The sequence below is a fragment of the Klebsiella sp. RHBSTW-00484 genome, assembly GCF_013705725.1.
In the GTDB taxonomy this organism is placed as follows: domain Bacteria; phylum Pseudomonadota; class Gammaproteobacteria; order Enterobacterales; family Enterobacteriaceae; genus Klebsiella.
Genome location: NZ_CP055483.1, coordinates 75,941 through 101,872, shown reverse-complemented (window position 1 = coordinate 101,872; position 25,932 = coordinate 75,941). Strand labels below are relative to the sequence as shown.

The window sequence follows — 25,932 nt, the reverse complement described above, 5'->3', positions numbered from 1 at the left end:
GGGCCAATCCAGTTGATCTGTTCTCACGCAAAATTATCGGCTGGTCCATGCAATCCCGGATGACAAAGGACATTGTCCTGAACGCACTGCTGATGGCTGTATGGCGGCGTAATCCCCAAAAACAGGTGCTGGTTCATTCGGATCAGGGCAGTCAGTACACAAGCCATGAGTGGCAGTCGTTCCTGAAATCACACGGCCTGGAAGGCAGCATGAGCCGTCGCGGTAACTGCCATGATAATGCGGTTGCAGAAAGCTTTTTCCAGTTGTTGAAACGCGAACGGATAAAGAAAAAGATCTACGGAACGCGGGAAGAAGCCCGCAGTGATATTTTTGATTACATCGAAATGTTTTATAACAGTAAGCGTCGGCATGGTTCTAGCGAACAGATGTCACCGACAGAATATGAAAACCAGTATTATCAACGGCTCGGAAGTGTCTAGATTATCCGTGGCGATTCATTTAGTGCGACGTTAAGTCGCGCTGGTTACTGCCTTTGCCGTCTTTTTCCTGTAGCTTTCTCCCTTCAGTTCGAACATATATCCGTGGTGGATCAGCCTGTCGGCCGCCGCTACTGCCATCGTCTCATCCACGAAGATGCTGCCCCATGTGCTGAACGGATGGTTACTGGTGATCACCAGACTCCCTCGTTCATAGCGATGAGCGATTAACTCGAACAGCACACCGGTTTCCGCGTTGTCGCGTTTGACATAACCGAGGTCATCCACCACTATCACCCGATAGCGATCCAGTTTCAGTAACAGCTCATTCAGTTTCAGCTGAGCTCTGGCTTTACGCAGTTCCTGCAACAGCTCTCCCGCGCTGTAGAACCGGGCCCGGTAGCCCTGACCTACAACGCCATCCACGATCGCTGCCGCCAGATGGCTTTTCCCCAGCCCGCTGGCGCCGAACAGCAGGACGTTTTCACCTGCATCAACCCAGTCTGTCGTTTCGCAGAGCTGCCGGAACTGAGCTGCATTCAGCTCCGGCACCTGGGCGAAGTCATATTCACCCAGGGTTTTCGCGACCGGCAACCGGGCTTCCTTTTTATAGCGGCGCAGCTTTTCGCTTTCACGCCACAGCAGTTCTTCATTACACAGCGTCAGCAGATAGCGTGACGGGGTCCACCCCTCTGCCAGCGCACGTTTTTCCAGCGCATGCCATTCCGCGCCAACGCGTGTCAGGCGCAGTTTTCGCAGGCTGCGTTCCAGGTGATGGATATTGCTCACTGCAGACCTCCTTTTCCACGCAGCAACTGCTCATAACTGCTCAGGTTATGCTGAACGACACTGACGGGCGGTAGCTCTTTTTCCTTTATTCCCAGGAACCGCATCAACCGGTTCAGATCCAGTTCGCCTGGGGTATTCAGCATCTGCTCCATCCCGCGTGCCACGACCGAGATATCGTCATACCCCGCAGCCAGTTTCAGTGCGTGTACCATCAGTCTGCCAGCCATTTCGGGCTCCAGGTGGTTGCACAGACGGCGCCATAGTTTTCGCCATTCATCATCCGGCAGGATGTCGTTTCTCAGTGTCGCATGGCAGAACGCCCCGGGATTTTTTGCCAGGCTGTCGATCACATGCCGGAAGTCGATTCGCCGTGCCCGCGTCTTGCCTTTTTCGGGTCTGACCCGGGGACAGTTCATGACTTCGTTACTGCCAACGTAACAACTCAGACGGTCATCCCATAACCGGACCCGCAGAAGCTGGCCAACCAGCCGGGAAGGGACGCTGTAGATGACGTGCCTGACGTTGATGGTACTGCTGCTACTGACCCTCACCGTCAGTTCGTCATAGTCGGCGCTGCGACGAAGCGGCAGCGGCTTCAGATGAGGCTGCTCTTCTTTAACCAGATCCTGATTATTGCGGTTATGCCGCATGACCTGCTGAGTGATGAAGGCCTGGTATTCTTCAAGCGTACTGAAGTCGTTGCTACCGCGTAGTATCAGCGCCTGGCGGATCCGCCGTTTCAGATGCCCGTGAGCGCTCTCCACCGAACCGTTTTCATGGCCCCGTCCGGCATTATTGTGCACGCCCTGCATACCGTAGTGCCGGCAGAGCTCGGCATAACGCTCTGTCAGTTCCCGTTGACCGTCTTCACCCCGGTGTTTCCACGCGGCCCGCAGGCTGTCAGTTTTGTGCTCTGACGGCACGCCGCCTAACTGACCGAGCGCCTCCTGCAACCCTTCAGCCAGGGCAGAGAAGCTCTCCCCACCCAGCACAACCCGCATCCAGCTCCAGTGGCTCCACTCAAGGCGGAAGTGATACAGCTTATGCGCCAACAACTTACCGGCGATGGTGACAACTACGCCTTTCAGCTCAGTAAAGTCAGACAGACCACGCAACCCGGGTTGATGCCGCTGGCGGAACATGACCTCCTGCTCCGCACCATATTGCAACTTCCATTCACGGACCCGCCGCTGCATTGTCCTGCGGAGGTTGTTGGGGTACTGACCAGGATATTTATCCTGTAGCATTTCCAGCAACGTGGTTGGCATCAGAGCAGGCCTTTCTTTCAGTAAAGGGACAAGCTCGCTGTCCCACACAGCTTCAAGTGGATCTTTACGCGTTCGCCAGTGGCGTTCACCGGCTTTCGACCACTGATCTTTCTCGATCCGGCGACCAGATCGGACAGAGATACCGGCCTTCATGGCCGAGATATGCTGGGTTGCCCCTTTTTTACGTTGAGTCATGTAGTAACTGACCTGAGAAGTATTGAGCGTCACGCCATTTCCTGTTGGAGCATGTACATGACATTCAGATTACAAAACCGGCCAGAATAATCAGCACCAGGCGGACTGAGTTATTGTCGTCTCATAGTTCTGGTTAAGCCTAAAGTATCGCGTGCTGCACTTCCTGAGTTAATTGCAAGTTTGCCTCCCTGTGTTATCGGGATGGAAGCATGCTCCGGGGCTCACTACTGGGCAAGATTGTTTCGGCAGTATGGTCATGAGCCACGTCTGATGGCTGCTAAGTTTGTATCGCCTTATCGTATGGCCGGAAAATCAGGAAAAAATGATGCAGCTGATGCTCAGGCTATCTGTGAAGCTGTTCGTCGTCCGCATATGCGGTTCGTACCAGTGAAAGACGAAAGCCAGCAGGCCATGCAGTGTTTACATCGTACCCGTCAGGGTTTTATCGAAGAGAAAACAGCAACGTATAATCGTCTGCGAGGATTGATATCTGAATTCGGTGTCATCGCGCCGCAAAGTGCTGATGCCCTGCGCCACATGGTTTCTGTGCAGAAGAGCTCTTTACCGCTTCAGGTTCAGCAATGTGTTGATGATTTGATGGAACACGTTGATCGCATTGAAGCTAACATCACTGAATATGACCGAATTTTGTCCCACATAGCCAAAACAGATCATCGCAGTCAGCGGCTGATGGAGCTAAAGGGCGTTGGTCCCACAACGGCCTGTGCACTGGTCGCCAGTATCGGTAATGCACATGATTTTAAAAATGGACGTCAACTGGCAGCCTGGCTGGGGCTGACGCCATCACAATACAGCAGCGGGGGAAAGTCGAAACTCGGCAGGATCACAAAAGCCGGTGATTCGTATCTGCGAACGCTTCTGGTTCAGGGGGCTCGTTCAGTGCTTATTGGCGCCGGGAAAAGGACTGACTCATTCAGCCGTTGGGTTTGTATGTTGGTTGAGCGCAGAGGGTACTGGCGGGCTGTTGTGGCCATCGCCGCCAAAAATGCGCGGCTGTGTTGGGCATCACTACATTACGGTGATGATTTCCGGCTGTACTCAGTCAACTAAAGCTCGAAGCTGTATAACCATCTGACCTGCAATTCGTTGATGATAAAGGGTTAGACCCCGTGAGGCCTATCTGGCTATTGTACAGGATATACGTATCCGCTTAACGAACTAGAACCTCACGCGCGTCTTTCATCAGGGCCCGAATCGATGACGATTCATCATGGCCGTTTATAGTACCGCAGTCTCTCCCCTTTATTTTTACTGAAGAGCAGACAGAAACCATAAATACCGGCTTTGACATGCCGGGGAAGTCCTTATAGTACAATAATTTTCGATATCCAAGCTGACCCCTATCACGACCTTTGCCATTGTGGCCGCTGTCGAACTGGATGATGCCTCGCACCTGAAAAAACATCGGGTACGCCGGGATATTCTGCTGGAAGAGGTACTTCGCCAGGCCGGCATTCCGCTGTTGCGGGAGCGGGATTCAGAGAAACTGGTCAGGTGTGTGAGGGATTTTCTGAAGCACCGACACGACATCACTGAATGTCATCAGGAGTGAAATCGTATGAGTATAGAAAAAAGAACGACCCGTCAAACCCCAGCCAGCCGGTGGTGGTTGCCCGGACTGCTCAGTCTGGCGCTTTACACGCCAGTGCCGGCAGTCAACGCCGCGTCCATCGAGACCGGCTTTTCCCCGGAAGGAACGGCCCTGCAGCTGGTCCTGAAGACCATCGATTCAGCGCAGCAGGAAATCCGCCTGATGGGATACTCCTTCACGTCGCCGGAGGTGACTCGCTCGCTTATTGCGGCAAAACGGCGTGGAGTGGATATCAGGGTAGTACTGGACCAGAAGGCGAATACCGGGAAAGCCAGTGTGGCCGCCATGAACGTGCTGGTCAGCGCGGGTATCCCTGTCCGCACCGTCGACGTATATACGATCCTTCATGACAAAGTGATCGTCGCAGACAAACGCAATACCGAGGTCGGCTCTTTCAATTTCAGTCGGGCTGCGGACCGTTCGAATTCAGAGAATGTGCTGGTCGTGTGGGATGACCCGGTTGTCGCCCACAGTTACCTGAACCACTGGGCATCCCGCTGGGCACAGGGAACGGACTGGCAGAGTACGTACTGAAAATCGTTACGTTTTTTAACCTGAACTTCGCGCCAACGGAGATTAGGTTATATAACAAAAAATAACATAGCCACTCGCCGCATCAGGCCAGCTGTAGTATCTTTGTTCAGGTATTTAGTTAAATGCTTGAGGAGGCAGAGATGTCACAGGCCATAAACGCAGTTACTTCCTCATCTAAACGCCCCTACAGAAAAGGGAAACCACTTTCTGCTGCAGAACGGCAGCAGAAGGCTGTTGCGCGTAAAAAAACGACGCACAAAGAGGTGAGGGTGTTTGTGCGCGATTCACTTAAAAATCAGCTTCAAATCATGTGTGAGAGTGAAGGAATTACTCAGGCAGAAATGATTGAAAGGCTTATTGAAATGGAGTCCGCGAAGCTTGGAATTGATGTAACGACGTCACATTCTTGATCCATCCGGCTTTGAGTGCTAGATTACTGATCGTTTAGAGATTTCTGGCTGGCCACGCCGCAAGGTGGCAGGGAACTGGTTCGGATGGGGAATTTACCTGGAACCAGAAAAGCAAAAACCCCGATAATCTTCTTCATTCTTGGCGGAGCGAAAAGATTAACGGGGCCTTTCAAAACTGCATAGAAGCTGTTGCTCTATGCAGGGAGTATAGATTCATGCTCAGAAAAGTTCAAGACCTTCTGTGCTCACTCCTTCCGTGCAACATAAGCGCAGGAAGCGGTGGCTGACCAGAATTCAGAAAACTCATTTCATTACGTTCAGGTTAAAAATGCCGAGCCGCGTTTTATGGCGCGTGAAGGCAAAAAGACACTGCCGTTCTGTCGTAAGCTGATGGCCAAAGCCGAAGGCTTCACCGCTACCTTTGATTTTTCAATCCATGTTGCCTTTGCCCGCTCACTGGGTAAGCGCCGCCGCATGCCTCCTATACTGCGTCGACGTGCAATTGACGCGCTCCTGCAGGCAATGTGCTTCCATTATGATCCGCTGGCCAATCGCGTGCAGCGCTCGATTACCAATATGGCCATCGAGTGCGGGCTGGCCACGGAATCCGCAAGTGGCAATCTCTCTATCTCGCGGGCGACCCGTGCGCTGCGCTTTATGTCCGAGTTGGGCCTGATCACCTACACCACGGAATATGACCCGCAGATTGGCTGTAACATCCCGACCGACATGACGTTCACGCCGGCTCTTTTTCAGGCTCTGGATGTGTCAGATGTCGCTGTCGTGGCCGCGCGTCGTAGCCGTGTGGAGTGGGAAAACAAACAGCGTAAAAAGCAGAGCCTGCCACAACTGGAAATGGACGAGCTGATCGCTAAATCCTGGCGTTTTGTACGCGAGCGTTTTCGTAGCTACCAGGCTGAGCGTAAATCACATGGCCAGAAGCGAGCGACAGCTCGCCGGGATGCTTCACGCCAGCGTAAGGATATAGAGACGCGCGTTCGTCAGCAGCTGACCCGTGAATATGCCACCGGCCGCTTCAGAGGCGATCATGACGCGCTGAAGCGTGAGGTGGAGCGACGTGTGACGGAACGAATGCTGATATCCCGGGGCAATAACTATACCCGCCTGGCGCCGTACCCCGAGCCCATATAAACCTCCCACTTTTTTATCCGGCCGACGCCGGAGACTTTCGCTCGCCCGTCTTCTGCAGTTGCCTGATTTCTGACCATTCCTGTAACAGCCACCACGGCCACCTCCTGATTTTTCCTTTTCGTGGATGAAATTTCAGGTCTCCGGCCCCGGTTTTTTGACCGGATTTTACTTATACACATTTAACTGCAAGGGAACTATTCACCAGGCTACACCCGACACGTTTCCTGGGTGCCCGTCGAAAGAATTACAGACCGCATGGTTCCCTTTAAATACCTGCTCTGTACTTCTTTTAAAGATCTGAATCTCTTTCATCTCAAAGGAAAACCTGTTCGCCGTCTGTCCTGTGGACAGTCTCAATGAGGCCTTCGCTGGCAGCGGTCGCAAACGCCCGCGCCGCTCAGAATCGAGAAGTACCTCCCGCCGGCAAGCGGCGGGCACAGCACCAGCAAGCACTTTAGTTACAGCATTCAATTAACCATTTAAACAAACCTCCGGCGCCGTCCTGCAACACTGAGCCCCTCTCAGACCAATATTCAGTTCCGTGCACAGCGGTAACTACATAACTCATCCCACCACTGAAAAGCGCCGCCGCCCCCGGCCGAAGGCCGGGGAACAACATCGCTTTTAATGATGAGTGTTGTAACTACTCTTCTTCATCGCTGTGGGTGGAGCTGCGGTCAGTTGTCTGGTACACGCTCGTAAGCGGCCCTGCGGCCCTGCGGCCCTGCGGCCCGCTAACGCGGAGATACGCCCCGACTGCGGCCTCGCCTTGCCGGGTCAACTCCGACCGCGTACAGCGGCGTCTGAGATGTTTTTCGCGGGTATGGCTTTGCAGCTACCATGTTAAGTTCCCTGGTGTCGCTGAGATTTTTTATGAACATCCCCCTAAGCGTCAGCAGCAAGCTGCCGCCGCTAAGGCCCCGGAAATCACGCCCTTTACGTCGTAAACGCCGTAAAGCCCGCTCACCGGGGTTAAAAGGGATTACATTAACTTCTTCATTGCTGTTAGCGGGTTAAAGCTAATCAGGGCAGGGGGAGGATGGCAGAATTTATAGCCCGGTAACCGGCTACGCCGGGCTTTCGGCGCCATTTGACTCCACAGACACATGTAACCTCATCTGGCGCCTCCATGCCGCTGACGCGGCATCCAGAAGCTTCCCGATGCTGTAAATCTTAACGTCTGCTTTGTTCAAAAAGTAATTCGTGCCTAATATACGTTCATTAACGTATGTCCCAGCTTTGATACAAATAAATGCACCAGGAAGCGGCAGGCTGAGTAACCAAGAACCCCTTAGAATATAGGATGATTTGTATCGGCACTCATTACACCATGCTTTCCGATTAACGCCGCATAGCAAGTTGAACTTTGCTACTCTGTGAAAGGTAGTGTCTTCTATCCAGTGCGGATTTAATTAATGGAATAAATGATTATGAGTGAAAATGATACAATCCCGAAGAAGTCTACAAGCCAGATTAACAAAGCGGTATTTTTTACATCTGCTTTGCTGATTTTCCTTCTTGTTGCCTTTGCCGCCGTATTCCCGGATGTCGCCGACAAAAATTTTAAACTACTTCAGCAACAAATCTTCACGAATGCCAGCTGGTTCTACATCCTTGCTGTGGCCCTGATTTTACTGAGTGTCACGTTCCTGGGACTCTCACGCTACGGTGATATCAAGCTGGGCCCGGACCATGCGCAGCCTGATTTCAGCTACCACTCCTGGTTTGCGATGCTTTTTTCGGCAGGGATGGGGATCGGACTGATGTTCTTTGGCGTTGCCGAACCTGTAATGCATTATCTTTCGCCTCCCGTCGGCACCCCGGAGACCGTTGCGGCAGCGAAGGAAGCAATGCGTCTGACCTTCTTCCACTGGGGACTGCACGCATGGGCAATTTATGCCATTGTGGCGCTGATTCTGGCGTTCTTCAGTTACCGTCACGGTCTGCCGTTAACCCTGCGCTCCGCACTCTATCCCATTATCGGCGATCGCATATACGGGCCTGTAGGTCATGCGGTTGATATTTTCGCTGTTATCGGCACGGTCTTTGGCGTTGCGACCTCGCTGGGTTATGGTGTTTTGCAGGTGAATGCCGGTTTGAACCATCTTTTCGGGGTGCCCATCAATGAAACGGTGCAGGTTATTCTGATCGTGGTCATCACGGGGTTAGCGACGATTTCAGTGGTGTCCGGCCTGGATAAGGGAATACGTATCCTGTCTGAGCTCAATCTGGGTCTGGCGTTGTTGCTCCTGGCGCTGGTCCTGTGTCTGGGACCAACCGTGCTTCTGCTGAAGTCATTTGTGGAAAATACGGGCGGTTATCTTTCGGAACTGGTGAGTAAAACGTTCAACCTTTACGCGTATGAGCCTAAGTCGAGCAACTGGCTGGGGGGCTGGACATTACTGTACTGGGGATGGTGGCTTTCATGGTCGCCGTTTGTGGGGATGTTCATCGCACGGGTCTCCCGCGGGCGAACCATTCGCGAGTTTGTCACCGGCGTGCTGTTTGTTCCCGCGGGTTTTACGCTCATGTGGATGACGGTGTTTGGTAACAGCGCGATCTATCTCATTATGAACCAGGGGGCCACAGACCTCGCCAGTACCGTTCAGCAGGATGTGGCGCTGGCCCTGTTTAATTTCCTGGAGCATTTCCCGTTCTCTTCCGTGCTGTCATTCATCGCAATGGCGATGGTCATCGTCTTCTTTGTCACGTCTGCTGATTCAGGGGCAATGGTTGTTGATTCTCTGGCATCAGGTGGAGTGGCAAACACACCCGTCTGGCAGCGAATATTTTGGGCCTCGCTCATGGGCATTGTCGCAATTGCGCTTCTCCTTGCCGGAGGGCTAAGTGCGCTGCAAACAGTGACAATAGCGAGTGCATTGCCATTCTCAGTGATCTTACTGATATCTATATACGGACTTTTAAAAGCTTTGCGCCGGGATTTGACCAAGCGTGAAAGCCTGAGCATGGCGACAATTGCTCCTACGGCTGCACGTAACCCAATTCCCTGGCAGAGAAGGTTACGCAATATCGCGTATCTGCCGAAGCGATCTCTTGTGAAACGTTTTATGGACGACGTCATCCACCCCGCCATGACGCTGGTTCAGGAAGAGCTGAACAAGCAGGGGACGATAAGCCACATCAGTGACGCAGTCGACGATCGTATTCGTCTTGAAGTCGATTTGGGTAACGAGCTGAATTTTATATATGAAGTGAGGCTTCGCGGGTATAGCTCACCGACCTTCGCGCTCGCCGCGATGGATAATAATGAGCAGCAGACTGAACAACATAGATATTATCGCGCTGAGGTATATCTCAAAGAAGGCGGTCAAAATTATGATGTGATGGGCTGGAACCAGGAGCAGCTGATTAATGACATACTGGACCAGTACGAAAAACATCTGCACTTCCTGCACCTGGTTCGTTAACAGCAACATGCCGTCCTGGGGGCGGCAATTATTTATCCCGGCCGCAATATGAGGAATGCAGAATGATTTCACGCTGGAAATGGATTCTGAAGCAGACATTTAAAAAGCTATGGTTCAGGGCAACGTTATTCGCCATTGTCGCGATAATAACGGCCCTTTTATCAATTCTTTTTAAATCAATGATACCTGAGTCGGTTTCCGTGAAGGTTGGTGCGGAAGCAGTCGATAACATTCTGAACATACTGGCATCGAGTATGCTGGCAGTGACCACTTTTTCGTTGAGTATCATGGTCACAGCCTACGGTTCAGCCACTACTAATGTGACTCCCAGAGCTACGCGTTTAGTTGTTGAAGACGTGACCACACAAAATGTACTGGCCACCTTCATCGGTTCTTTTCTCTTCAGTCTGGTAGGGATTATTGCCCTCAATATGGGAGCTTATGGAGAAAGGGGGAGAGTCATTTTATTCATTGTCACACTGGTTGTCATTGCCTTAATCCTCATCACATTGCTTCGCTGGATACAGCATTTGACCTCTCTGGGGAGGGTTGGTGAGACAACGGCAAAAGTAGAACAGGCGGCCATCGAATCATTTATTGCGAGAGCAAGAAATCCCTTTCTCGGCGGATATCCATGGCTTGAGAACAATGAACAGCCGAAAGGAACGGTTGCAGTTTATCCGAAGAAGATTGGCTATGTTGAATATATTGATATGGTGAAACTTAGCAAACTGCTGACCAATGATCCCCGTCATGTATACCTCGTGGCGCAGCCAGGCAGTTTCATACATCCATCCATGCCAGTTTTGTACCTGAGTCAAGGCCAGGAGTCATCAATCAGCGCCGATTTACTTGAGACGATTATTGTCTCGGATGTACGTTCATTTGCTCAGGATCCCCGATTTTGTCTTAGCGTCATGGCCGAAATAGCCTGCCGGGCCCTTTCCCCCGCAGTGAACGATCCTGGAACCGCCATTGATGTCATTGGCAGAGGTGTTCGTATACTTTCCACTTACGCGCAGAATAAATCTGATGAAATAGAAGTGAAATATCCTTCAGTTCATGTTGCACCACTTCAGAATAACGATCTACTGGAAGACTTTTTCTCACCTGTCGCGCGCGATGGCGCCAGTATGAGGGAGATTCAGATAAGAGTCCTTAAAGGACTGTCTATGCTGAGTAAGGGTTGGCCTGGGGTATTTTCTGAGGCCGCGCATAATTTAGCATTTGAAACATTAGAGCATGCAACACGTGCTGACCATATAAATTCTGAAAAATATCTAATAAAATCAATTTATTATAATTTATTTGGTGGCGAAGATTCTAATAAAAAACCATAGTTGCGGAGCAAGCGATTCGGTTGTTGGCAAGTAAAGGGGGTCCGCTTGGAAAACGGAATCTATGGTCACTCCCGTTTTTGCAACACCGATTTTGACGACAAGTTGGCTTGCTTGAATCTATCCGGCGTCTGAATGGGATTTTATTCCCGCGCCTTGATGAGTTCCGCGCCTGATGAACCTCCAGAAAATATACGGCTTCAATGAGCCTTTCCGTTTTACAGGTTCCTCAACAGGCCGGTGGGCCGTTAGTATCATCAATATCAGTATTCGCAAAACCAGATCAGTAATTCTTTAAACCGGTGTATTTCTGCCGTTATGCTACATAAGTTTGCTGTCGTGCCGTTAGGGCCCAGGCTATTCTGGCCAGCTTGTTTGCCAGAGCACAAGTGACGACAAAGTTGCTTTTCCGGCACAGTAAATCCCTGACCCAATCGGCCAATTTGCCAGACTGGTGTTCCAGTTTTTGTATGAATACCCTGGCACATTGAACCAACAAAGTTCGGATCTTTTTATTACCTCGCTTACTAATTCCCAGCAATGTCGTCCTACCTCCCGTGCTGTACTGCCGAGGTACAAGCCCTGTTGCCGCCGCAAAGTCACGGCTGCTGGCGTACTGCTTCCCGTCGCCAATCTCAGTTGAAATAGTACTCGCTGTCAGTGTTCCGACGCAGGGAATGCTCAGCAAGCGCTGTCCAACCTCATCTTCGTCCAACTTTCGTTTCAACTGGGATTCCAAATCTTTAATCTGCTCAACAAGATAGTGATAATGCTGTTGTAATTTCAGCAATAACTGGCTGAGGTAAAGAGGCAAACTATTATCCTCAAGAATGGTACTCAGTCGGCTAATAACGGCAGCTCCTCGGGGAACGCTAATGCCAAATTCCAGCAGAAAAGCATGCATTTGATTGGTTGTTTTTACCTTATCCTGAACCAGGGATTCACGGACACGATGCAGAGCCCGCATTGCCTGCTGAGATTCCGTTCTGGGCTGCACAAAACGCATAGACGGACGCGATGCAGCTTCACAAATAGCTTCGGCGTCGACAAAGTCGTTTTTATTGCTTTTAACGAACGGGCGGACAAATTGTGGTGATATCAGCTTTGGGGAATGCCCCAACTCTTCCAACTTGCGTGCCATAAAGTGAGAACCGCCACAGGCTTCCATTGCGATGGTTGTAGCGGGGCATGTCGCCAAAAATTCGATCAACTTTGGCCGGGTAAATTTTTTACGGTAAACAGCCTTCCCGCGACGATCCTGGCAATGAATATGGAAAGAGTTTTTACCCAGATCGATACCAATGAGCGCAATGTTTTCCATGATAGTTCTCCGAATGAAAGCCTGTCCTCAGCATAGTACCGGGAAGGAGGGAGTGACCATCTCATTAAATAAAGCACGCTAAGCCGGTGGCAGCGGTCGCAATGGCCTGAACTTCCCCGCACCGACCTTGGCACTGCTGCGCCATAGGTAATCGCCGGTCAGGTTGATATGCTCCCACCCCAGCGGGGACAGATATTGCAGCAACGTGTCGTCCAGCGCCTCGCCCTTATTCAGCCCCGCATGGACGCGGCGGCGCAGCTCCACGCTTTGCAGCCAATCCAGAATGAACAGCGTGCGCTCGATGCGCCCATACATCCGCACCTTGTCGTTGATCGCCTTGCCGGAAGCCTGGAACTGCTGTTGATGCTTGTTCTTGGCCGCATTGAACAGCTTGCCGATGATACGGTCGTGAAGGTCGATGATTTCATCAGTGACGGTGGCCATGCCCTCGATGGCCAGTGCTACCAAGGTGGCGTAACGCCGCTGCGACTCGAACTTGGCCAGGTCGGCGGGCGTCATCTGGCCGCCTTCGCGGGCGATCTTGAGCAAGCGGTTTTGGTGTACCTGCCGTTCGATGCCAGCAGGTAGGTCAAGCGCCTGCCAGGCTTTGAGGCGTTCGATGTGTTCAAGCATGTGGCGCGAGTTTGGCTTGGCGGGCGATTGGCGCAGCCACGCTAGCCACGTCATTTTGCTACCATCCTTGCGCTTGAGCAGTTCGTCCAGGCACTGGCGATGGACAGGTATCAAGGAATCGGCCAATGCCGCATGGATGCTTCGGTTGGCACGGGTAATGGCCTCGGCGCTTGCGCGCTCGATGGCATTCATGGCGGGTAGGATGATGCTCTGCCGCCGCAGGTTTTCAATAAGGGTGCTGGCCAGCACAATGCCTTTGTCTGTTTGCAAGGCCATTTCGGTCAATGTATGCACGGCTTGCCGGTAATGACTCATGGTGAAGGGCTTGAATCCAAACACCGTTTGCAGCTCGACCAAGTGCTCCCGCCGTGTCTGCTCGTGCTGGCCGTAATGGTTCCAGCTTCCCACCGGCACCTTGAGTTGTGCGGCCACCATGCGCAGCAGGGGCAGAAATGGAGGATCATCGACGCCCAAGAAGATGCCAGGGAATCGCAAGTAGCAAAGCTGCACGGCGAAGCCCAATCGATTCGCGGCGCCGCGACGCTGACGGATCACCGACAGGTCGGTTTCGTTGAACGTGTAGTGCCGTATCAGTTCGTCTTTGGCATCTGGCAGTGTCAGCAGACTTTCGCGCTAGGTGGCGGACAGGATTGAGCGGCGTGGCATGGTCAGTCTTCCCGCAGGTACTGGTACAAGGTTTCGCGGCTGATGCCGAAGTCACGGGCCACCAAGGTTTTCTGCTCGCCTGCCGCAACTCGCCGTTTCAACTCGGCAATTTGTTCGCTGTTCAGCGATTTCTTTCGTCCCCGGTAGGCCCCGCGCTGCTTAGCCAGCACGATTCCCTCGCGCTGACGTTCGCGGATCAGAGCGCGCTCGAACTCAGCAAAGGCTCCCATGACCGACAGCATCAGATTGGCCATCGGTGAGTCCTCGCCGGTGAACGTTAGCCCTTCTTTGACGAACTCCATGCGCACGCCCCGTTGTGTCAGCCCTTGGACGATGCGGCGCAGGTCATCAAGGTTGCGTGCCAACCTGTCCATGCTATGCACCACCACGGTGTCGCCCTCGCGGACGAAGGCCAGCAGCCTTTCAAGTTCGGGACGTTGTGTGTCCTTGCCTGAAGCCTTATCGGTGAATACCTTGCCGACTTCTATTTGTTCCAGTTGTCGATCAGGATTCTGGTCGAAGCTGCTGACGCGAACGTAGCCGATACGTTGACCTTGCAAGGTGCCTCCAAAGGTAAAAGTGTCAGGATGAAATCCATTACCCTTGGCGGCTTGTGTCAATAAATACAAACTACAACTCTATTCTGACGTGCTTTGCGCCAAGCATCTGACATCAGGTTAGGGTATGCCTCAATCTGACGGCTGCGAACCGCCAGGGACAGGCGCAATGTCAGATTCTGTCGCGGCCTTGGCGCGTGCCTGGAAGCGTTCATAGCAATCCAGCCCGCAGAAATGTTCGACGTATTCCGCGCCTTCCGGGGTGAAGGCGGCATCGAGCGGAATTTCTTTGCAGCATACGCAGCAGGTGGTGCAACTGGCAGTGTTCGGGGCGTTTGCGTTCATGGTGGTACTCCTCCAGATTGGTAGCGAAGCTCAAAGCTGCCCACTCTCGGCTGGCTGGGAAGCGGTCATGATCTTCCCTTGAAGGCCCGCAGCAGCCGCGTCACAGACAGGACAAACAAGCCGGTCAGCGTGAGGGCTGCAATACCCCAGTGCTCCCCGATGAACGCGCCGGCCGTCGTGCCGGCTAGCACAATGGCGAGAATCGGCAAATGGCAGGGACAGGTGAGCACGGCCAGCGCGCCCCACAAGTAGCCGGTGATCGGTTTGTGCGTCTCAGACGGCAAGTGCTCTGGGCTGTTCATGGCAGACTCTCCGCGTGCTGTGCCGGTTCGGTTGGCATGGCGGCCAGTTGCATTTCGAGGCTGGCCAGGGCCTCGCGCCGACGCTCGACGAGTTGCCGCAACACGGCAAGCTGCGCAGACGCACCGTCACCGTCCGCAGCATCCAGCGCCCGGCACAGCCGCGCCAGTGCGTCCAGGCCGATACCCGCTTCGAAGGCAGCCCGTACAAAGCGCAGCCGTTGCAACGCGGTGTCATCGAACAAGCCGTAGCCGCCCGTGGTGTACGCGACCGGCCGTAGCAATCCGCGCAGCAGGTAGTCGCGCACGATATGCACGCTCACCCCGGCATCAAGGGCCAGCCGGGACACTGTGTAGGCGCTCATTGAACACCTCCTTTTCCTCATCCGGCGCAGCACGAAAGCTGCTTCACGTCCTTGCTGAAGGTCTGCGCCGCGAGCTTCAGCCCTTCGACCATGGTCAGGTAGGGGAACAATTGGTCGGCCAGTTCCTGCACGGTCATACGGTTGCGAATGGCGAGCACCGCCGTCTGGATCAGTTCACCCGCTTCCGGGGCCACCGCTTGCACGCCGATGAGCCGTCCGCTACCTTCCTCGATGACCAGCTTGATGAAGCCGCGTGTGTCGAAGTTGGCAAGCGCACGCGGCACGTTATCCAGTGTTAGCAGGCGACTGTCGGTCTCGATCCCGTCGTGATGTGCTTCCGCCTCGCTGTAGCCCACGGTGGCGACCTGCGGGTCGGTGAACACCACGGCCGGCATTGCGGTCAGGTCCAGGGCCGCATCGCCGCCAGTCATGTTGATCGCCGCACGAGTGCCGGCCGCTGCCGCCACATAGACGAACTGCGGCTGGTCGGTGCAGTCGCCGGCCGCGTAGATGTTCGGGCTACTGGTGCGCATGCCCTTGTCGATGACGATGGCCCCCTGCGCATTGACGGCTACCCCCGCCGCTTCCAATGCCAGGCTGCGCGTGTTCGGTGTCCGGCCGGTGGCGACCAGCAGCTTGTCGGCGCGCAATTCACCGTGCGTGGTGGTCAGCACGAATTCACCGTCCATATGGGCGACCTGGCTGGCTTGCGTGTGCTCCAGCACCTCGATGCCCTCGGCACGGAAAGCGGCTGTCACCGCCTCGCCGATGGCCGGGTCTTCACGGAAGAACAAGGTATTGCGCGCCAGGGCCGTGACCTTGCTGCCCAGCCGGGCAAAGGCTTGCGCCAGCTCCAGCGCCACCACCGACGAGCCGATTACGGCAAGGCGTTCGGGAATGGTGTCGCTCGCCAGGGCCTCGGTGGAAGTCCAGTAGGGTGACTCTTTCAAGCCCGGAATCGGCGGGACCGCCGGGCTGGCACCCGTGGCGACCAGGCAGCGGTCGAACATCACGACGCGCTCGCCACCCTCGTTCAAACTAACGATAAGGCTCTGGTCGTCCTTGAAACGCGCTTCACCGTGCAGAACGGTGATGGCTGAATTGCCGTCCAGGATGCCTTCGTACTTGGCATGACGGAGTTCTTCGACACGGGCCTGCTGCTGGGCCAGCAGCCGCTCGCGCAAGATCGTCGGCGGTGTGGGTGGCATGCCGCCGTCGAATGGGCTTTCCCGGCGCAGATGGGCGATGTGGGCGGCGCGGATCATGATCTTGGACGGCACACAACCGACGTTGACGCAGGTGCCGCCGATGGTGCCGCGCTCAATCAGCGTGACCTGCGCGCCTTGCTCGACGGCCTTCAGTGCTGCCGCCATCGCGGCTCCACCGCTACCAATGACGACGACCTGCAACGGGCGTTCGTTGCCACTGGGCTTATCAGCGGCCCCTATCCAGCCGCGCATCTTGTCGAGCAGGCCGGCGCGGTTGTCCGTCGGTGGCGCATCGGCAAGCGTTGCCTCGTAGCCCAGTCCGGCCACGGCGGTAGTCAGCGCATCCGATGACGTGCCCGCCTCAATGGCGAGTTGCGCTGTGCCCTTCGGATAGGACACCAGCGCCGATTGCACGCCGGGCACTTTCTCCAAGGCTTCCTTGACGTGAGCCGCGCACGAGTCGCAGGTCATCCCGGTGATTTTCAGGGTGGTCATGTATTTTTCCTTTTCTGTGGTGGCTACGGCTGTTGCCGTCAGCCACGTTGTTCTGGCAATTCACAGCTGTCCGGCCCGCAGCGGCGATGTGCTGGCGAGATGAAATCCCAGACCGACACCCCAACCATCAAGGCCAGGCCGACATAGAGCAGTCCACCGCTCTGCCAGCCGTAAGCCCGCATTAAAAACACCGCTGCCAGCACCAAGATCGGGCCTATCGTGCCGAGCGCCGTGCGTCGCCACTGTCGATGATTGAGCCAAGCGATAGCATTGGCGAGTAACGCGATGCCGGCGAACATCGGCAGCAGGATGCCAATGAATAGCCCCTCGTACTGGCTCAAGAAGCCCAGTCCGATGGCCGCGCCAAAGCTGGCGATGGCAGGAAAACAGGCGGCGCAGCCCATCGCGGAAACGACGCTGCCGAGCGCGCCGGTTTTGCCAGCGATGCGCGTGATGAGTCCCATGTGTCGCTCCCGAGTTCGGTTAACGGATCAGCGTTTGAGGCTGGACGGATAGCCCGCGTCCTCGGTCGCCTTGGTCAACTTCTGGACGTTGGTCTTGGCATCGTCGAAGGTGACGACGGCCTGGCGCTTGTCGAAACTTACGTCGGTCTTGCTCACGCCCTCAACCTTGGAAAGCGCGTGCTTGACAGTGATCGGGCAAGAGGCGCAGGTCATGCCAGGCACGGACAGCGTGACGGTCTGGGTGGCGGCCCACACGGGGGCAACAACGGCAGCGAGGGCGAGGGCGGCAAACAGTTTTTTCATGATGAACTCCTGTGATTAATAGAAAAATGGCATGACGTAGGGAAATCCGAGCGAGACCAGGACCAGCGCGGCCACGATCCAGAAAATGAGCTTGTAAGTAGCTCGCACTTGGGGAATCGCGCAGACCTCACCCGGTTTGCAGGCTTGCGCCGGGCGGTAGATGCGCCGCCAGGCGAAAAACAGCGCGACCAGCGCTGCGCCGATGAAGATCGGGCGATAGGGTTCCAGCACCGTCAGGTTGCCGATCCATGCCCCGCTGAACCCCAAGGCGATCAAAACCAGCGGCCCCAGGCAGCAGGCCGACGCAAGAATGGCGGCCAGCCCACCGGCGAAGAGCGCGCCGCGCCCGTTTTGTGGTTCAGACTTTTGTGGTTCAGACTTTTGTGGTTCAGACTTTTGTGGTTCAGACATACGCTTGTCCTTTCAAATTTGGTTTGGATAGCTTAAGCTTACTTCCGTAGTTATGTACGGAGTCAAGCGATATGCAAATTAATTTTGAGAATCTGACCATTGGCGTTTTTGCCAAGGCGGCCGGGGTCAATGTGGAGACCATCCGGTTCTACCAGCGCAAGGGCCTGCTGCCGGAGCCAGACAAGCCCTATGGCAGCATTCGCCGCTATGGCGAGGCGGATGTAACACGAGTGCGGTTCGTGAAATCGGCCCAGCGGCTGGGCTTTAGCCTGGACGAAATCGCCGAGCTACTGCGGCTGGAGGATGGCACCCATTGCGAGGAAGCCAGCGGCCTGGCCGAGCACAAGCTCAAGGATGTGCGCGAGAAGATGGCCGACTTGGCACGCATGGAGGCCGTGCTGTCTGAACTGGTGTGCGCCTGCCATGCGCGGAAAGGGAACGTTTCCTGCCCGCTGATTGCGTCACTGCAAGACGGAACGAAGCTCGCTGCATCGGCGCGGGGGAGTCACGGGGTGACTACGCCTTAGCGTGCTTTATTTTCCGAATTCTGAGACGACCCCTCAAAGGCCGACAGCAGGCTCAGAAGACGCTCCAGTGTGGCCAGAGTGCGTTCACCGAAGACGTGCGCCACAACCGTCCTCCGTATCCTGTCATACGCGTAAAACAGCCAGCGCTGGCGCGATTTAGCCCCGACGTATCCCCACTGTTCGTCCATTTCCGCGCAGACGATGACGTCACTGCCCGGCTGTATGCGCGAGGTTACCGACTGCGGCCTGAGTTTTTTAAATGGCGGAAAATCGTGTTGAGGCCAACGCCCATAATGCGGGCGGTTGCCCGGCATCCAACGCCATTCATGGCCATATCAATGATTTTCTGGTGCGTACCGGGTTGAGAAGCGGTGTAAGTGAACTGCAGTTGCCATGTTTTACGGCAGTGAGAGCAGAGATAGCGCTGATGTCCGGCAGTGCTTTTGCCGTTACGCACCACCCCGTCAGTAGCTGAACAGGAGGGACAGCTGATAGAAACAGAAGCCACTGGAGCACCTCAAAAACACCATCATACACTAAATCAGTAAGTTGGCAGCATCACCCAACAGTGCCCCTAATCGTGTTCAGCAGAATAGCCGGAGGAAGTTTCCTACTGTCGATAAGAAAGGATTGGCACAGGGAGTGTGAATATCGAAACACCATCACAGAATAATGCCAGATAGAAATGCGATAGTAGGGTTGGATATTTAAATAAGGAGCATCCCGACTTAAAATGAATATGACTGCGTAACCAGGCGCAATAAAAAAAGCGAAAGAATCGCTTTTATTCTGGTTGTTTTTTCGAAGAGTGACCGTTTTCTGAGATGACAAGAAATAAGGAAGTCCTATGATCGCTAGCGGAATAGTTCAAAAACTGAATGCGCAAATGAATCAGGAGTTTTATACCTCAAATTTGTATCTTCAGCTCAGCCAGAGGTGCAGCGAGAATAGCCTTAATGGCACCGCACTATTTTTGCGTCATCAGGCGCAAAATACGGTGACGCAAATGATGCGCATGTACGAATACATCAAACAGAGCGGCGCCACGCCGGTGTTACAGGAGCAACACGCCCGGTGCGGTGAATTTTCCACGCTGGAAGATCTGTTTGAGCAGACGGTAAGCGATTACCAGAAGCGCATTAATGCGCTGACCTCTTTGACGGAAGACGCCCAGGCAGCAAACGATAAGTCAGCGATTAACTTCCTGAAGCGATACAGAAAAGAGGAAATCGTGGACGGGACGCTGTTGCAAATCATTCTGGATGAAGTCCGCAGCGCTAAAAAAGCGGGCATCAACATGCAGCAAACCGACCACTATCTGGTTGGCGTGATCGATCGCTATCACTAAATCAATTTCGCAGTACGAGGAGGTTTTACGCCTCCTCAGAAAATCTGTTTTACATCAGAAACAGAGGTTTATGCCAGTGAACATTTGATACCCAACACGTCATAGTGATTTTTTAACTTAGCGTTTTTATATCGTGCCAAAAATGTCTCTGCTTGTGTCTTTATATTAAGGAAGGTGCGAATAAGCAGGTCATTTCTTCCCAAGCTGACTCGCTGATTAAAATTTCGCGGATCTGGGCCGATTTTTTTCCCGCAAACACATCGAATCAGCCTATTTAGGCTATTTTTTCCACCATTTCTGGCGTTATTTCCGGTTTTTACTGAGATCTCTCCCACTGACGTATCATTTGGTCCACCCGAAACAGGTTGGCCAGGGTGAATAACATCGCCAGTTGGTTATCGTTTTTCAGCAGCCCCTTGTATCTGGCTTTCACGAAGCCGAACTGCCGCTTGATGATGCGAAACGGGTGCTCCACCCTGGCACGGATGCTGGCTTTCATGTACCAATGCTGCATGCAGTGAATACGCAGCATGGTCTCCAGCGGATAGGGCCGTCGGCCATTGCCCGCCTTGGGATAAAACGGCTCGATGACAGCGGTCATATTCTGCCATGGCAGAATCTGCTCCATGCGGGAGAGGAAAATCTCTTTTCGGGTCTGACGGCGCTTAGTGCTGAATTCACTATCGGCGAAGGTGAGTTGATGGCTCATGATGTCCCTCTGGGATGCGCTCCGGATGAATATGATGATCTCATATCAGGAACTTGTTCGCACCTTCCTTAGAAGTGACATTTCAACTTTGGAGAAACAGGTGACATTTTAAACTTGCTTTAACAAAATTTTGGGACTGACCGAAACAAAAAGGCCAGCCCCGGAGGGCTGGCTATTCAGTACAGGGCAATGACAGGTTTCTTGATGCCGCAGGCGTGAGCGTAGCGGGTCAGTGTGTCGATGCTGGCTTTGGTGATGTTGTTTTCCAGGCGAGAAATAACCGGAGGTGTAACCCCCATGCGTTCAGCAACCTGCGCTTTTGTCAGGTTGTCATGCTTGCGCCATTCAGCAAGCAGCTCCCTGAGCTTTTCCTTACGTTCTTCTTCCTGCCATGCAGCGCGATATTCATCGTCCTGCATCCACTCGTTATGCAGTTCTTTATGGCTTACCAGTTTCATTAAGTACCTCCGCTAACCGCTTTTTGGCGAGATCGATTTCTTTCGCTGGCGTTTTCTGTGACTTCTTGATGAAAACACGGAGCATGATGATGGTATTGCCTTTGTGGTATACCCAGATTCCCCTGGCTATGTCCGTCCCCATCGTGCGGATCTCAAAAAGTCCATCGCCCAGGGGCTTCGTGTCCGGCTCCCGCAGTAATCGGGCGTCATACTCCAGTTTGCCGATGAGACGGTCAAACTTCACCCTGATTTTTACGGGTAATGCTGTGGCTTCTTCCCTGGCTTCCGGGTGATAAACAACGCTAAACATGTGACCTCCCATTTCTATTAATATTAACCTATAGGCTAATTTCAGACAAGGTAGAATTAACCTATAAGCTAATTTTGTTGGCAGTTATCGTGGCTACCCGGTCACTACCCTGTTAGCGTGAGTTTTCGTTCCACTGAGGAACGGGGATTTATGCGCGTTAGCGCATGTAAGGCGGCAGGATGAAATGACAGGTAGCACCGAGGGTTAGCCGCCGATACCAGTGAGGGATCGAAAGGGATCGCCTATCCATCCCTTCACCTTGCAAAGCCATATTCCGCTAAAAGCGGCTCAGAGGCTTTTGTGCGCGGTCGGAGTGGTCACAACAAGGCGAAGCCGCAGTTGGGGCGTATCTCCGCGTTAGCGGGTCGTAAGAGCCGCTTACGAGCGTGTAAGCTAATTCTTCAGCGATATTTGCTGACGTATCCGGCGTGGCCGGATTTGTCCAATCCCTCGATGGCTAACAGGCGAGCTGTTAGCCATCGAGGGATTCCGTTCTGAATGCCCCGCGCTTTAGCGTGGGGAGCTACTTTTGAGGCGCTCGCGCCGATGCTGTTCGGTTATCCACTTTTTAAAGGGGATAACAGTAATGTCTTTTATTTTTTGGTTTATCTTTTAATACGTAAGTAATTAAAAGATAAACCAAAAGAGTATTTGCGCCATCTCGTTTGCACTTCATTATCACTTACCCACAAGCTATACAGGGGTCGGTTCCGGCTGAGGGCGAAATGACACCCTAAGCGTTAGCTCTGTGTCGTTGCACGATGTCAGCGACGGTATTCTTGCTGATACCGAGCTCGCGTGCGATCCAGCGATAGCTGCGTCCCTCGGCCCTCATCGCAACCACCTTAGGCAAAAGTCGGTCTGATTTTGGTCGCACTCCGGCCTGACGACCAAGCCTCTTACCACGTGCCTTCGCAACAGCAAGGCCTGACTTGACCCGCTCGCTGATGAGATCCCGCTCAAACTCCGCAATGCCGGAAAGAAACGTCGCCAGCATTCGTCCATACGGCGACGAAAGATCGAACGCCATTCCATTCATGGCTATCACGGAAACCTTCCAGTTCTCCAGTTCACGTAGCGTATTGAGCAGATCGAGCGTCGAGCGCCCCCACCGGGAAAGCTCAGTGACCAGGATTGCATCAATTTGTCTGGACTGGGCAAGCGCCAGGACTTTCTTTCGCTCGGCCCGGTCGAGTTTAGTTCCTGAACCTGTTTCCTTAAATATTCCCACCACGTCGTAGCCGGCACGGCCGGCGAAGGCTCGCAGATCAAATTCCTGGCGTTCACAAGACTGATCCGCTGTTGAAACCCGGCAGTAAATGGCGGCACGATGTCCCAATTGAACCCTCCTGGATTTTTGTATCGGAACGCCCTGATTTATATGGGCTGGCTGTTGTCCAAAACAGACTATACTTCAAAAGGGACGAATTTGTATGTCACGACGCCATATTTTCACCGAACGGCAGCGAGCAGCGCTGTTCGATCTGCCCACGGACGAACTGTCGCTACTGAAGTTCTACACGCTGGGCGATGATGACCTGGAAAACATTAGGCAGCGCCGCAGACCGGAAAACAGGATTGGCTTTGCCCTGCAACTTTGTGCCTTACGATATCCGGGCCGTGCACTGGCTCCTGGTGAGATGATCCCGCGTGAAGTCCTTTCCTTCGTCGGTGCTCAGCTTGGAGTTCCGGCTGATGCGCTTCTCACTTATGCCACACGGCGCCAAACCCGTCAGCAGCACATGGACACGCTGCGCGAAATTTACGGCTACAAGACCTTCACGGGCCGTGGTGCCCGTGATCTGCGGGAGTGGACTTTCGGCCAGGCCGAAGATGCCAGATCAAACGAGGATCTTGCTCATCGTTTTATTGTGCGGTGTCGGGAAACTTCCACCATTCTGCCCGCAGTATCGACAATCGAGCGCTTGTGCGCGGATGCTCTGGTCGCCGCTGAGCGGCGGATTGAAACGCGGATTGCGGAAAATTTAACAGCGGATGTTCGCGATCACCTGGACAAACTTCTGAGTGAAATGCTCGCCGGCAATATCAGTCGTTTCATCTGGCTTCGCAACTTCGAGGTTGGTAACAACTCGGCTGCTGCTAACCGTTTGCTCGACAGGCTCGAATTTCTGCGTACCCTGAATATCAATCATAGTGCTTTGGCCAGCATACCTGCCCATCGCATTGCCCGGCTGCGTCGGCAGGGTGAACGCTACTTCACCGACGGTTTGCGTGACATCACTTCGGACCGCCGCTGGGCGATCCTTGCCGTCTGTGTTGTGGAGTGGGAAGCGGCGATTGCTGATGCCATAGTCGAAACCCATGACAGGATCGTAGGAAAAACCTGGCGGGAAGCGAAGCGCCAGCATGACGAAACAATTTCCGGCTCTAAAGCCACACTCACGGATACGATCCGTACCTTCACCGCGCTGGGAGCTTCGTTGCTTGAGGCCCGCAGTGACGGAACCCCGCTGGAGATGGCTGTCGCCAGTTCGGTTGCATGGGACCGGCTCGCTCAACTGGTAGCGACAGGGACTCAACTCAGCAACACGCTAGCCGATGAGCCTCTTGCATATGTCGGGCAGGGATACCATCGCTTTCGTCGTTATGCGCCCCGCATGTTGCGCTGTCTGAAGCTCGAAGCCGCGCCGGTCGCCGGACCATTGGTAGCAGCAGCTTTGTCGATCGGAGAGATGAAAGGTGTTGCATCGCCAGAAAGGCGTTTCCTGCGGCCCAGCTCCAAATGGAACCGTCATTTACGAGCTCAGGAAAAAGGAGATACCCGTCTTTGGGAAGTGGCGGTACTCTTTCACCTCCGGGATGCTTTTCGTTCCGGAGATGTCTGGCTCGCTCATTCGCGCCGCTATGGTGACCTCAAGCAGGTACTGGTGCCGATGATCGCGGCGCAGGAAAATGCAAAACTGGCCGTGCCTTCCAACCCACAGGATTGGCTGGCAGACAGAAAGGCGCGACTCACGATCGCTCTTAAGCGGCTGGCCCGGGCTGCCCGTAACGGCACTATTCCGCACGGTAGCATAGAAGATGGAACGTTGCGGATCGACAGGTTGACAGCAGACGTGCCGGATGGTGCCGAGGCACTCATACTGGATCTGTATCGCCGAATGCCGTCCGTTCGGATTACCGACATGCTGCTTGAAGTTGATGCAGCCCTTGGTTTCACAGATGCGTTTACCCATCTGAGAACCGGGGCTCCATGTCGCGACCGGATCGGTCTGCTCAACGTCCTGCTCGCTGAAGGGCTCAATCTGGGCCTGCGTAAGATGGCGGAAGCTACAAACACGCATGATTACTGGCAGCTCTCACGCCTTGCCCGCTGGCATGTTGAAAGCGAAGCCATGAACCAGGCATTGGCAATTGTGGTGGCCGCGCAGGGTAAACTGCCGATGTCACGCGTCTGGGGGATGGGCACGTCAGCATCGAGCGATGGTCAGTTTTTCCCGACAGCGCGGCATGGCGAAGTCATGAACATGGTCAATGCCAAATATGGTTCTGTTCCCGGCCTCAAAGCGTATACTCACGTAAGCGACCAGTTCGCGCCATTCGCTTGTCAGTCGATCCCGGCGACCGTGAGCGAGGCACCGTATATTCTCGATGGACTACTGATGAACGAGGTCGGTCGCCATGTTCGCGAACAGTATGCCGATACAGCAGGATTCACCGACCATTTGTTCGGAGCCAGTAGCCTGCTCGGCTACAATCTCGTTCTGCGAATCAGGGATCTGCCATCGAAGCGGTTGTACGTATTTAATCCCGATACGACCCCCAGGGAGTTACGCAAGTTGGTAGGTGGAAAAGCCCGGGAGGATCTTATCGTTGCGAACTGGCCTGATATTTTCCGTTGTGCCGCGACGATGACCGCTGGCAAAATCAGGCCCAGCCAACTCCTGCGCAAGCTCGCTTCTTACCCACGACAAAACAACCTTGCAGTTGCGCTTCGTGAAGTTGGTCGTATTGAACGGACCCTTTTCATTATTGAGTGGATCCTGGATACGGACATGCAGCGGCGTGCTCAGATCGGTCTTAACAAGGGAGAGGCCCACCATGCGCTCAAAAATGCGCTCCGTATCGGGAGGCAGGGGGAAATTCGCGATCGCACGACAGAGGGGCAGCACTACCGAATCGCTGGGCTCAATTTATTGACTGCGGTGATCATTTACTGGAATACCGTCCATCTTGGTCATGCCGTCACGGAGCGGCGGAACGAAGGGTTGGATGTTCCCCCTGAATTTCTTCCCCACATATCCCCATTGGGCTGGGCGCACATTCTACTGACTGGCGAATATCTTTGGCCCAAGGAACCGAAAGCTTAGGGTGTCATTTCGCCCTCAGC

General features: G+C 54.0%; 25 protein-coding genes and 6 pseudogenes. 12 read left to right on the top strand and 19 right to left on the bottom strand.

Annotation, left to right across the window (positions count from 1 at the left end; all coding sequences use genetic code 11):
- Window positions 1–11 precede the first annotated feature (11 nt).
- Window positions 12–440 (top strand): annotated as a pseudogene (locus HV213_RS31745) (IS3 family transposase); the annotation flags it as partial.
- A gap of 30 nt (window positions 441–470) precedes the next feature.
- On the opposite strand, the gene istB reads toward HV213_RS31745, so the two are convergent.
- Complete coding sequence (istB, locus tag HV213_RS31740) at window positions 471–1,226, bottom strand: IS21-like element ISEc10 family helper ATPase IstB (RefSeq protein WP_038423655.1); 756 nt, start codon at window positions 1,224–1,226, stop codon at window positions 471–473.
- Window positions 1,223–2,722, bottom strand: coding sequence for an IS21 family transposase (gene istA / locus HV213_RS31735; protein WP_181486545.1), 1,500 nt, complete (start codon window positions 2,720–2,722; stop codon window positions 1,223–1,225). Before istA ends, istB begins: the two co-directional genes overlap by 4 nt.
- A gap of 72 nt (window positions 2,723–2,794) precedes the next feature.
- Here istA and HV213_RS31730 point away from each other — a divergent pair, with 72 nt between their 5' ends.
- The 4 genes and pseudogenes from HV213_RS31730 to HV213_RS31715 all read left to right on the top strand — a co-directional run bounded on the left by HV213_RS31730 (window position 2,795) and on the right by HV213_RS31715 (window position 5,245).
- Entirely contained in the window at window positions 2,795–3,760 is a 966-nt protein-coding gene (locus tag HV213_RS31730) for an IS110 family RNA-guided transposase (RefSeq protein ID WP_370530312.1), read from the top strand.
- A gap of 283 nt (window positions 3,761–4,043) precedes the next feature.
- Window positions 4,044–4,262, top strand: a pseudogene (locus HV213_RS31725) (DUF2726 domain-containing protein); the annotation flags it as partial.
- A 6-nt stretch (window positions 4,263–4,268) separates the two neighbouring features.
- A complete protein-coding gene (locus HV213_RS31720; RefSeq protein WP_051800686.1) occupies window positions 4,269–4,835 on the top strand; it encodes a phospholipase D family nuclease in 567 nt (188 codons plus the stop codon).
- Window positions 4,836–4,975: 140 nt separating this feature from the next.
- Window positions 4,976–5,245 carry a replication regulatory protein RepA gene (locus tag HV213_RS31715; protein WP_040118434.1) on the top strand — a complete coding sequence of 90 codons (270 nt, stop codon included), beginning with the start codon at window positions 4,976–4,978 and terminating at the stop codon, window positions 5,243–5,245.
- Window positions 5,246–5,268: 23 nt separating this feature from the next.
- Here the strand turns inward: HV213_RS31715 and HV213_RS33850 are convergent.
- Window positions 5,269–5,382 (bottom strand): annotated as a pseudogene (locus HV213_RS33850) (replication protein RepA).
- A gap of 78 nt (window positions 5,383–5,460) precedes the next feature.
- Between HV213_RS33850 and tap the strand changes: the two are divergent.
- From tap to HV213_RS31695, 4 genes are all read left to right on the top strand, one after another.
- Window positions 5,461–5,532 (top strand): RepA leader peptide Tap, encoded by a 72-nt coding sequence (tap, locus tag HV213_RS33655; RefSeq protein ID WP_071887233.1) that lies wholly within the window; start codon window positions 5,461–5,463, stop codon window positions 5,530–5,532.
- Between the two features lie 58 nt (window positions 5,533–5,590).
- Window positions 5,591–6,397: an incFII family plasmid replication initiator RepA gene (gene repA, locus HV213_RS31705; protein WP_044348844.1), complete on the top strand. Its 807-nt coding sequence runs from the start codon at window positions 5,591–5,593 to the stop codon at window positions 6,395–6,397.
- Between the two features lie 1,430 nt (window positions 6,398–7,827).
- Window positions 7,828–9,825: a BCCT family transporter gene (locus HV213_RS31700; RefSeq protein WP_023302468.1), complete on the top strand. Its 1,998-nt coding sequence runs from the start codon at window positions 7,828–7,830 to the stop codon at window positions 9,823–9,825.
- A 62-nt stretch (window positions 9,826–9,887) separates the two neighbouring features.
- Complete coding sequence (locus HV213_RS31695; RefSeq protein ID WP_047693655.1) at window positions 9,888–11,165, top strand: DUF2254 domain-containing protein; 1,278 nt, start codon at window positions 9,888–9,890, stop codon at window positions 11,163–11,165.
- Window positions 11,166–11,478: 313 nt separating this feature from the next.
- On the opposite strand, the gene HV213_RS31690 is transcribed toward HV213_RS31695, so the two are convergent.
- The 11 genes and pseudogenes from HV213_RS31690 to merT all read right to left on the bottom strand — a co-directional run bounded on the left by HV213_RS31690 (window position 11,479) and on the right by merT (window position 18,229).
- On the bottom strand, window positions 11,479–12,483 hold the full coding sequence (locus HV213_RS31690) for an IS110-like element IS4321 family transposase (protein ID WP_000427623.1): 1,005 nt from the start codon (window positions 12,481–12,483) through the stop codon (window positions 11,479–11,481).
- Window positions 12,484–12,561: 78 nt separating this feature from the next.
- Complete coding sequence (locus HV213_RS33845) at window positions 12,562–12,798, bottom strand: Tn3 family transposase (protein ID WP_176392666.1); 237 nt, start codon at window positions 12,796–12,798, stop codon at window positions 12,562–12,564.
- Window positions 12,772–13,740: pseudogene (locus HV213_RS31680) on the bottom strand (DUF4158 domain-containing protein); the annotation flags it as partial. The gene HV213_RS33845 and the pseudogene HV213_RS31680, both read right to left, overlap by 27 nt.
- A gap of 44 nt (window positions 13,741–13,784) precedes the next feature.
- The gene (locus HV213_RS31675; RefSeq protein ID WP_016236504.1) at window positions 13,785–14,342 is read right to left on the bottom strand and encodes a recombinase family protein; all 558 of its coding nucleotides are present in this window, start codon (window positions 14,340–14,342) and stop codon (window positions 13,785–13,787) included.
- Window positions 14,343–14,471: 129 nt separating this feature from the next.
- A pseudogene (locus tag HV213_RS31670) lies at window positions 14,472–14,699 on the bottom strand (DUF3330 domain-containing protein); the annotation flags it as partial.
- Between the two features lie 50 nt (window positions 14,700–14,749).
- A complete protein-coding gene (gene merE / locus HV213_RS31665; protein ID WP_001087807.1) occupies window positions 14,750–14,986 on the bottom strand; it encodes a broad-spectrum mercury transporter MerE in 237 nt (78 codons plus the stop codon).
- Window positions 14,983–15,348 (bottom strand): mercury resistance co-regulator MerD, encoded by a 366-nt coding sequence (gene merD, locus HV213_RS31660; protein WP_001277466.1) that lies wholly within the window; start codon window positions 15,346–15,348, stop codon window positions 14,983–14,985. Before merD ends, merE begins: the two co-directional genes overlap by 4 nt.
- A gap of 17 nt (window positions 15,349–15,365) precedes the next feature.
- Window positions 15,366–17,051 (bottom strand): mercury(II) reductase, encoded by a 1,686-nt coding sequence (gene merA / locus HV213_RS31655; RefSeq protein WP_000209296.1) that lies wholly within the window; start codon window positions 17,049–17,051, stop codon window positions 15,366–15,368.
- A gap of 38 nt (window positions 17,052–17,089) precedes the next feature.
- Window positions 17,090–17,515, bottom strand: a complete 426-nt coding sequence (gene merC / locus HV213_RS31650) for an organomercurial transporter MerC (protein WP_000522996.1) — start codon at window positions 17,513–17,515, stop codon at window positions 17,090–17,092.
- Between the two features lie 27 nt (window positions 17,516–17,542).
- A complete protein-coding gene (gene merP, locus HV213_RS31645; RefSeq protein WP_000732275.1) occupies window positions 17,543–17,818 on the bottom strand; it encodes a mercury resistance system periplasmic binding protein MerP in 276 nt (91 codons plus the stop codon).
- Between the two features lie 15 nt (window positions 17,819–17,833).
- Window positions 17,834–18,229, bottom strand: coding sequence for a mercuric ion transporter MerT (gene merT, locus HV213_RS31640; RefSeq protein WP_001294653.1), 396 nt, complete (start codon window positions 18,227–18,229; stop codon window positions 17,834–17,836).
- A 71-nt stretch (window positions 18,230–18,300) separates the two neighbouring features.
- Here merT and merR point away from each other — a divergent pair, with 71 nt between their 5' ends.
- Window positions 18,301–18,756, top strand: a complete 456-nt coding sequence (merR, locus tag HV213_RS31635; RefSeq protein WP_001166628.1) for an Hg(II)-responsive transcriptional regulator — start codon at window positions 18,301–18,303, stop codon at window positions 18,754–18,756.
- 32 nt (window positions 18,757–18,788) lie between these two features.
- On the opposite strand, the pseudogene HV213_RS31630 reads toward merR, so the two are convergent.
- A pseudogene (locus HV213_RS31630) lies at window positions 18,789–19,264 on the bottom strand (IS1 family transposase); the annotation flags it as partial.
- 339 nt (window positions 19,265–19,603) lie between these two features.
- Between HV213_RS31630 and HV213_RS31625 the strand changes: the two are divergent.
- Window positions 19,604–20,104: a non-heme ferritin-like protein gene (locus HV213_RS31625; protein WP_001752509.1), complete on the top strand. Its 501-nt coding sequence runs from the start codon at window positions 19,604–19,606 to the stop codon at window positions 20,102–20,104.
- 316 nt (window positions 20,105–20,420) lie between these two features.
- Here HV213_RS31625 and HV213_RS31620 read toward each other — a convergent pair whose 3' ends face one another.
- From HV213_RS31620 to HV213_RS31605, 4 genes are all read right to left on the bottom strand, one after another.
- Entirely contained in the window at window positions 20,421–20,813 is a 393-nt protein-coding gene (locus HV213_RS31620) for a transposase (RefSeq protein ID WP_074143888.1), read from the bottom strand.
- Window positions 20,814–20,989: 176 nt separating this feature from the next.
- Window positions 20,990–21,271 carry a helix-turn-helix domain-containing protein gene (locus HV213_RS31615; RefSeq protein WP_000780222.1) on the bottom strand — a complete coding sequence of 94 codons (282 nt, stop codon included), beginning with the start codon at window positions 21,269–21,271 and terminating at the stop codon, window positions 20,990–20,992.
- On the bottom strand, window positions 21,252–21,581 hold the full coding sequence (locus HV213_RS31610; protein WP_000493286.1) for a type II toxin-antitoxin system RelE/ParE family toxin: 330 nt from the start codon (window positions 21,579–21,581) through the stop codon (window positions 21,252–21,254). Before HV213_RS31610 ends, HV213_RS31615 begins: the two co-directional genes overlap by 20 nt.
- A 733-nt stretch (window positions 21,582–22,314) precedes the next feature.
- Window positions 22,315–22,920, bottom strand: coding sequence for a recombinase family protein (locus HV213_RS31605; protein ID WP_000509966.1), 606 nt, complete (start codon window positions 22,918–22,920; stop codon window positions 22,315–22,317).
- A gap of 94 nt (window positions 22,921–23,014) precedes the next feature.
- On the opposite strand from HV213_RS31605, the gene HV213_RS31600 reads away from it, so the two are divergent.
- Complete coding sequence (locus tag HV213_RS31600) at window positions 23,015–25,912, top strand: Tn3-like element Tn5403 family transposase (RefSeq protein ID WP_023307208.1); 2,898 nt, start codon at window positions 23,015–23,017, stop codon at window positions 25,910–25,912.
- Window positions 25,913–25,932 lie beyond the last annotated feature (20 nt).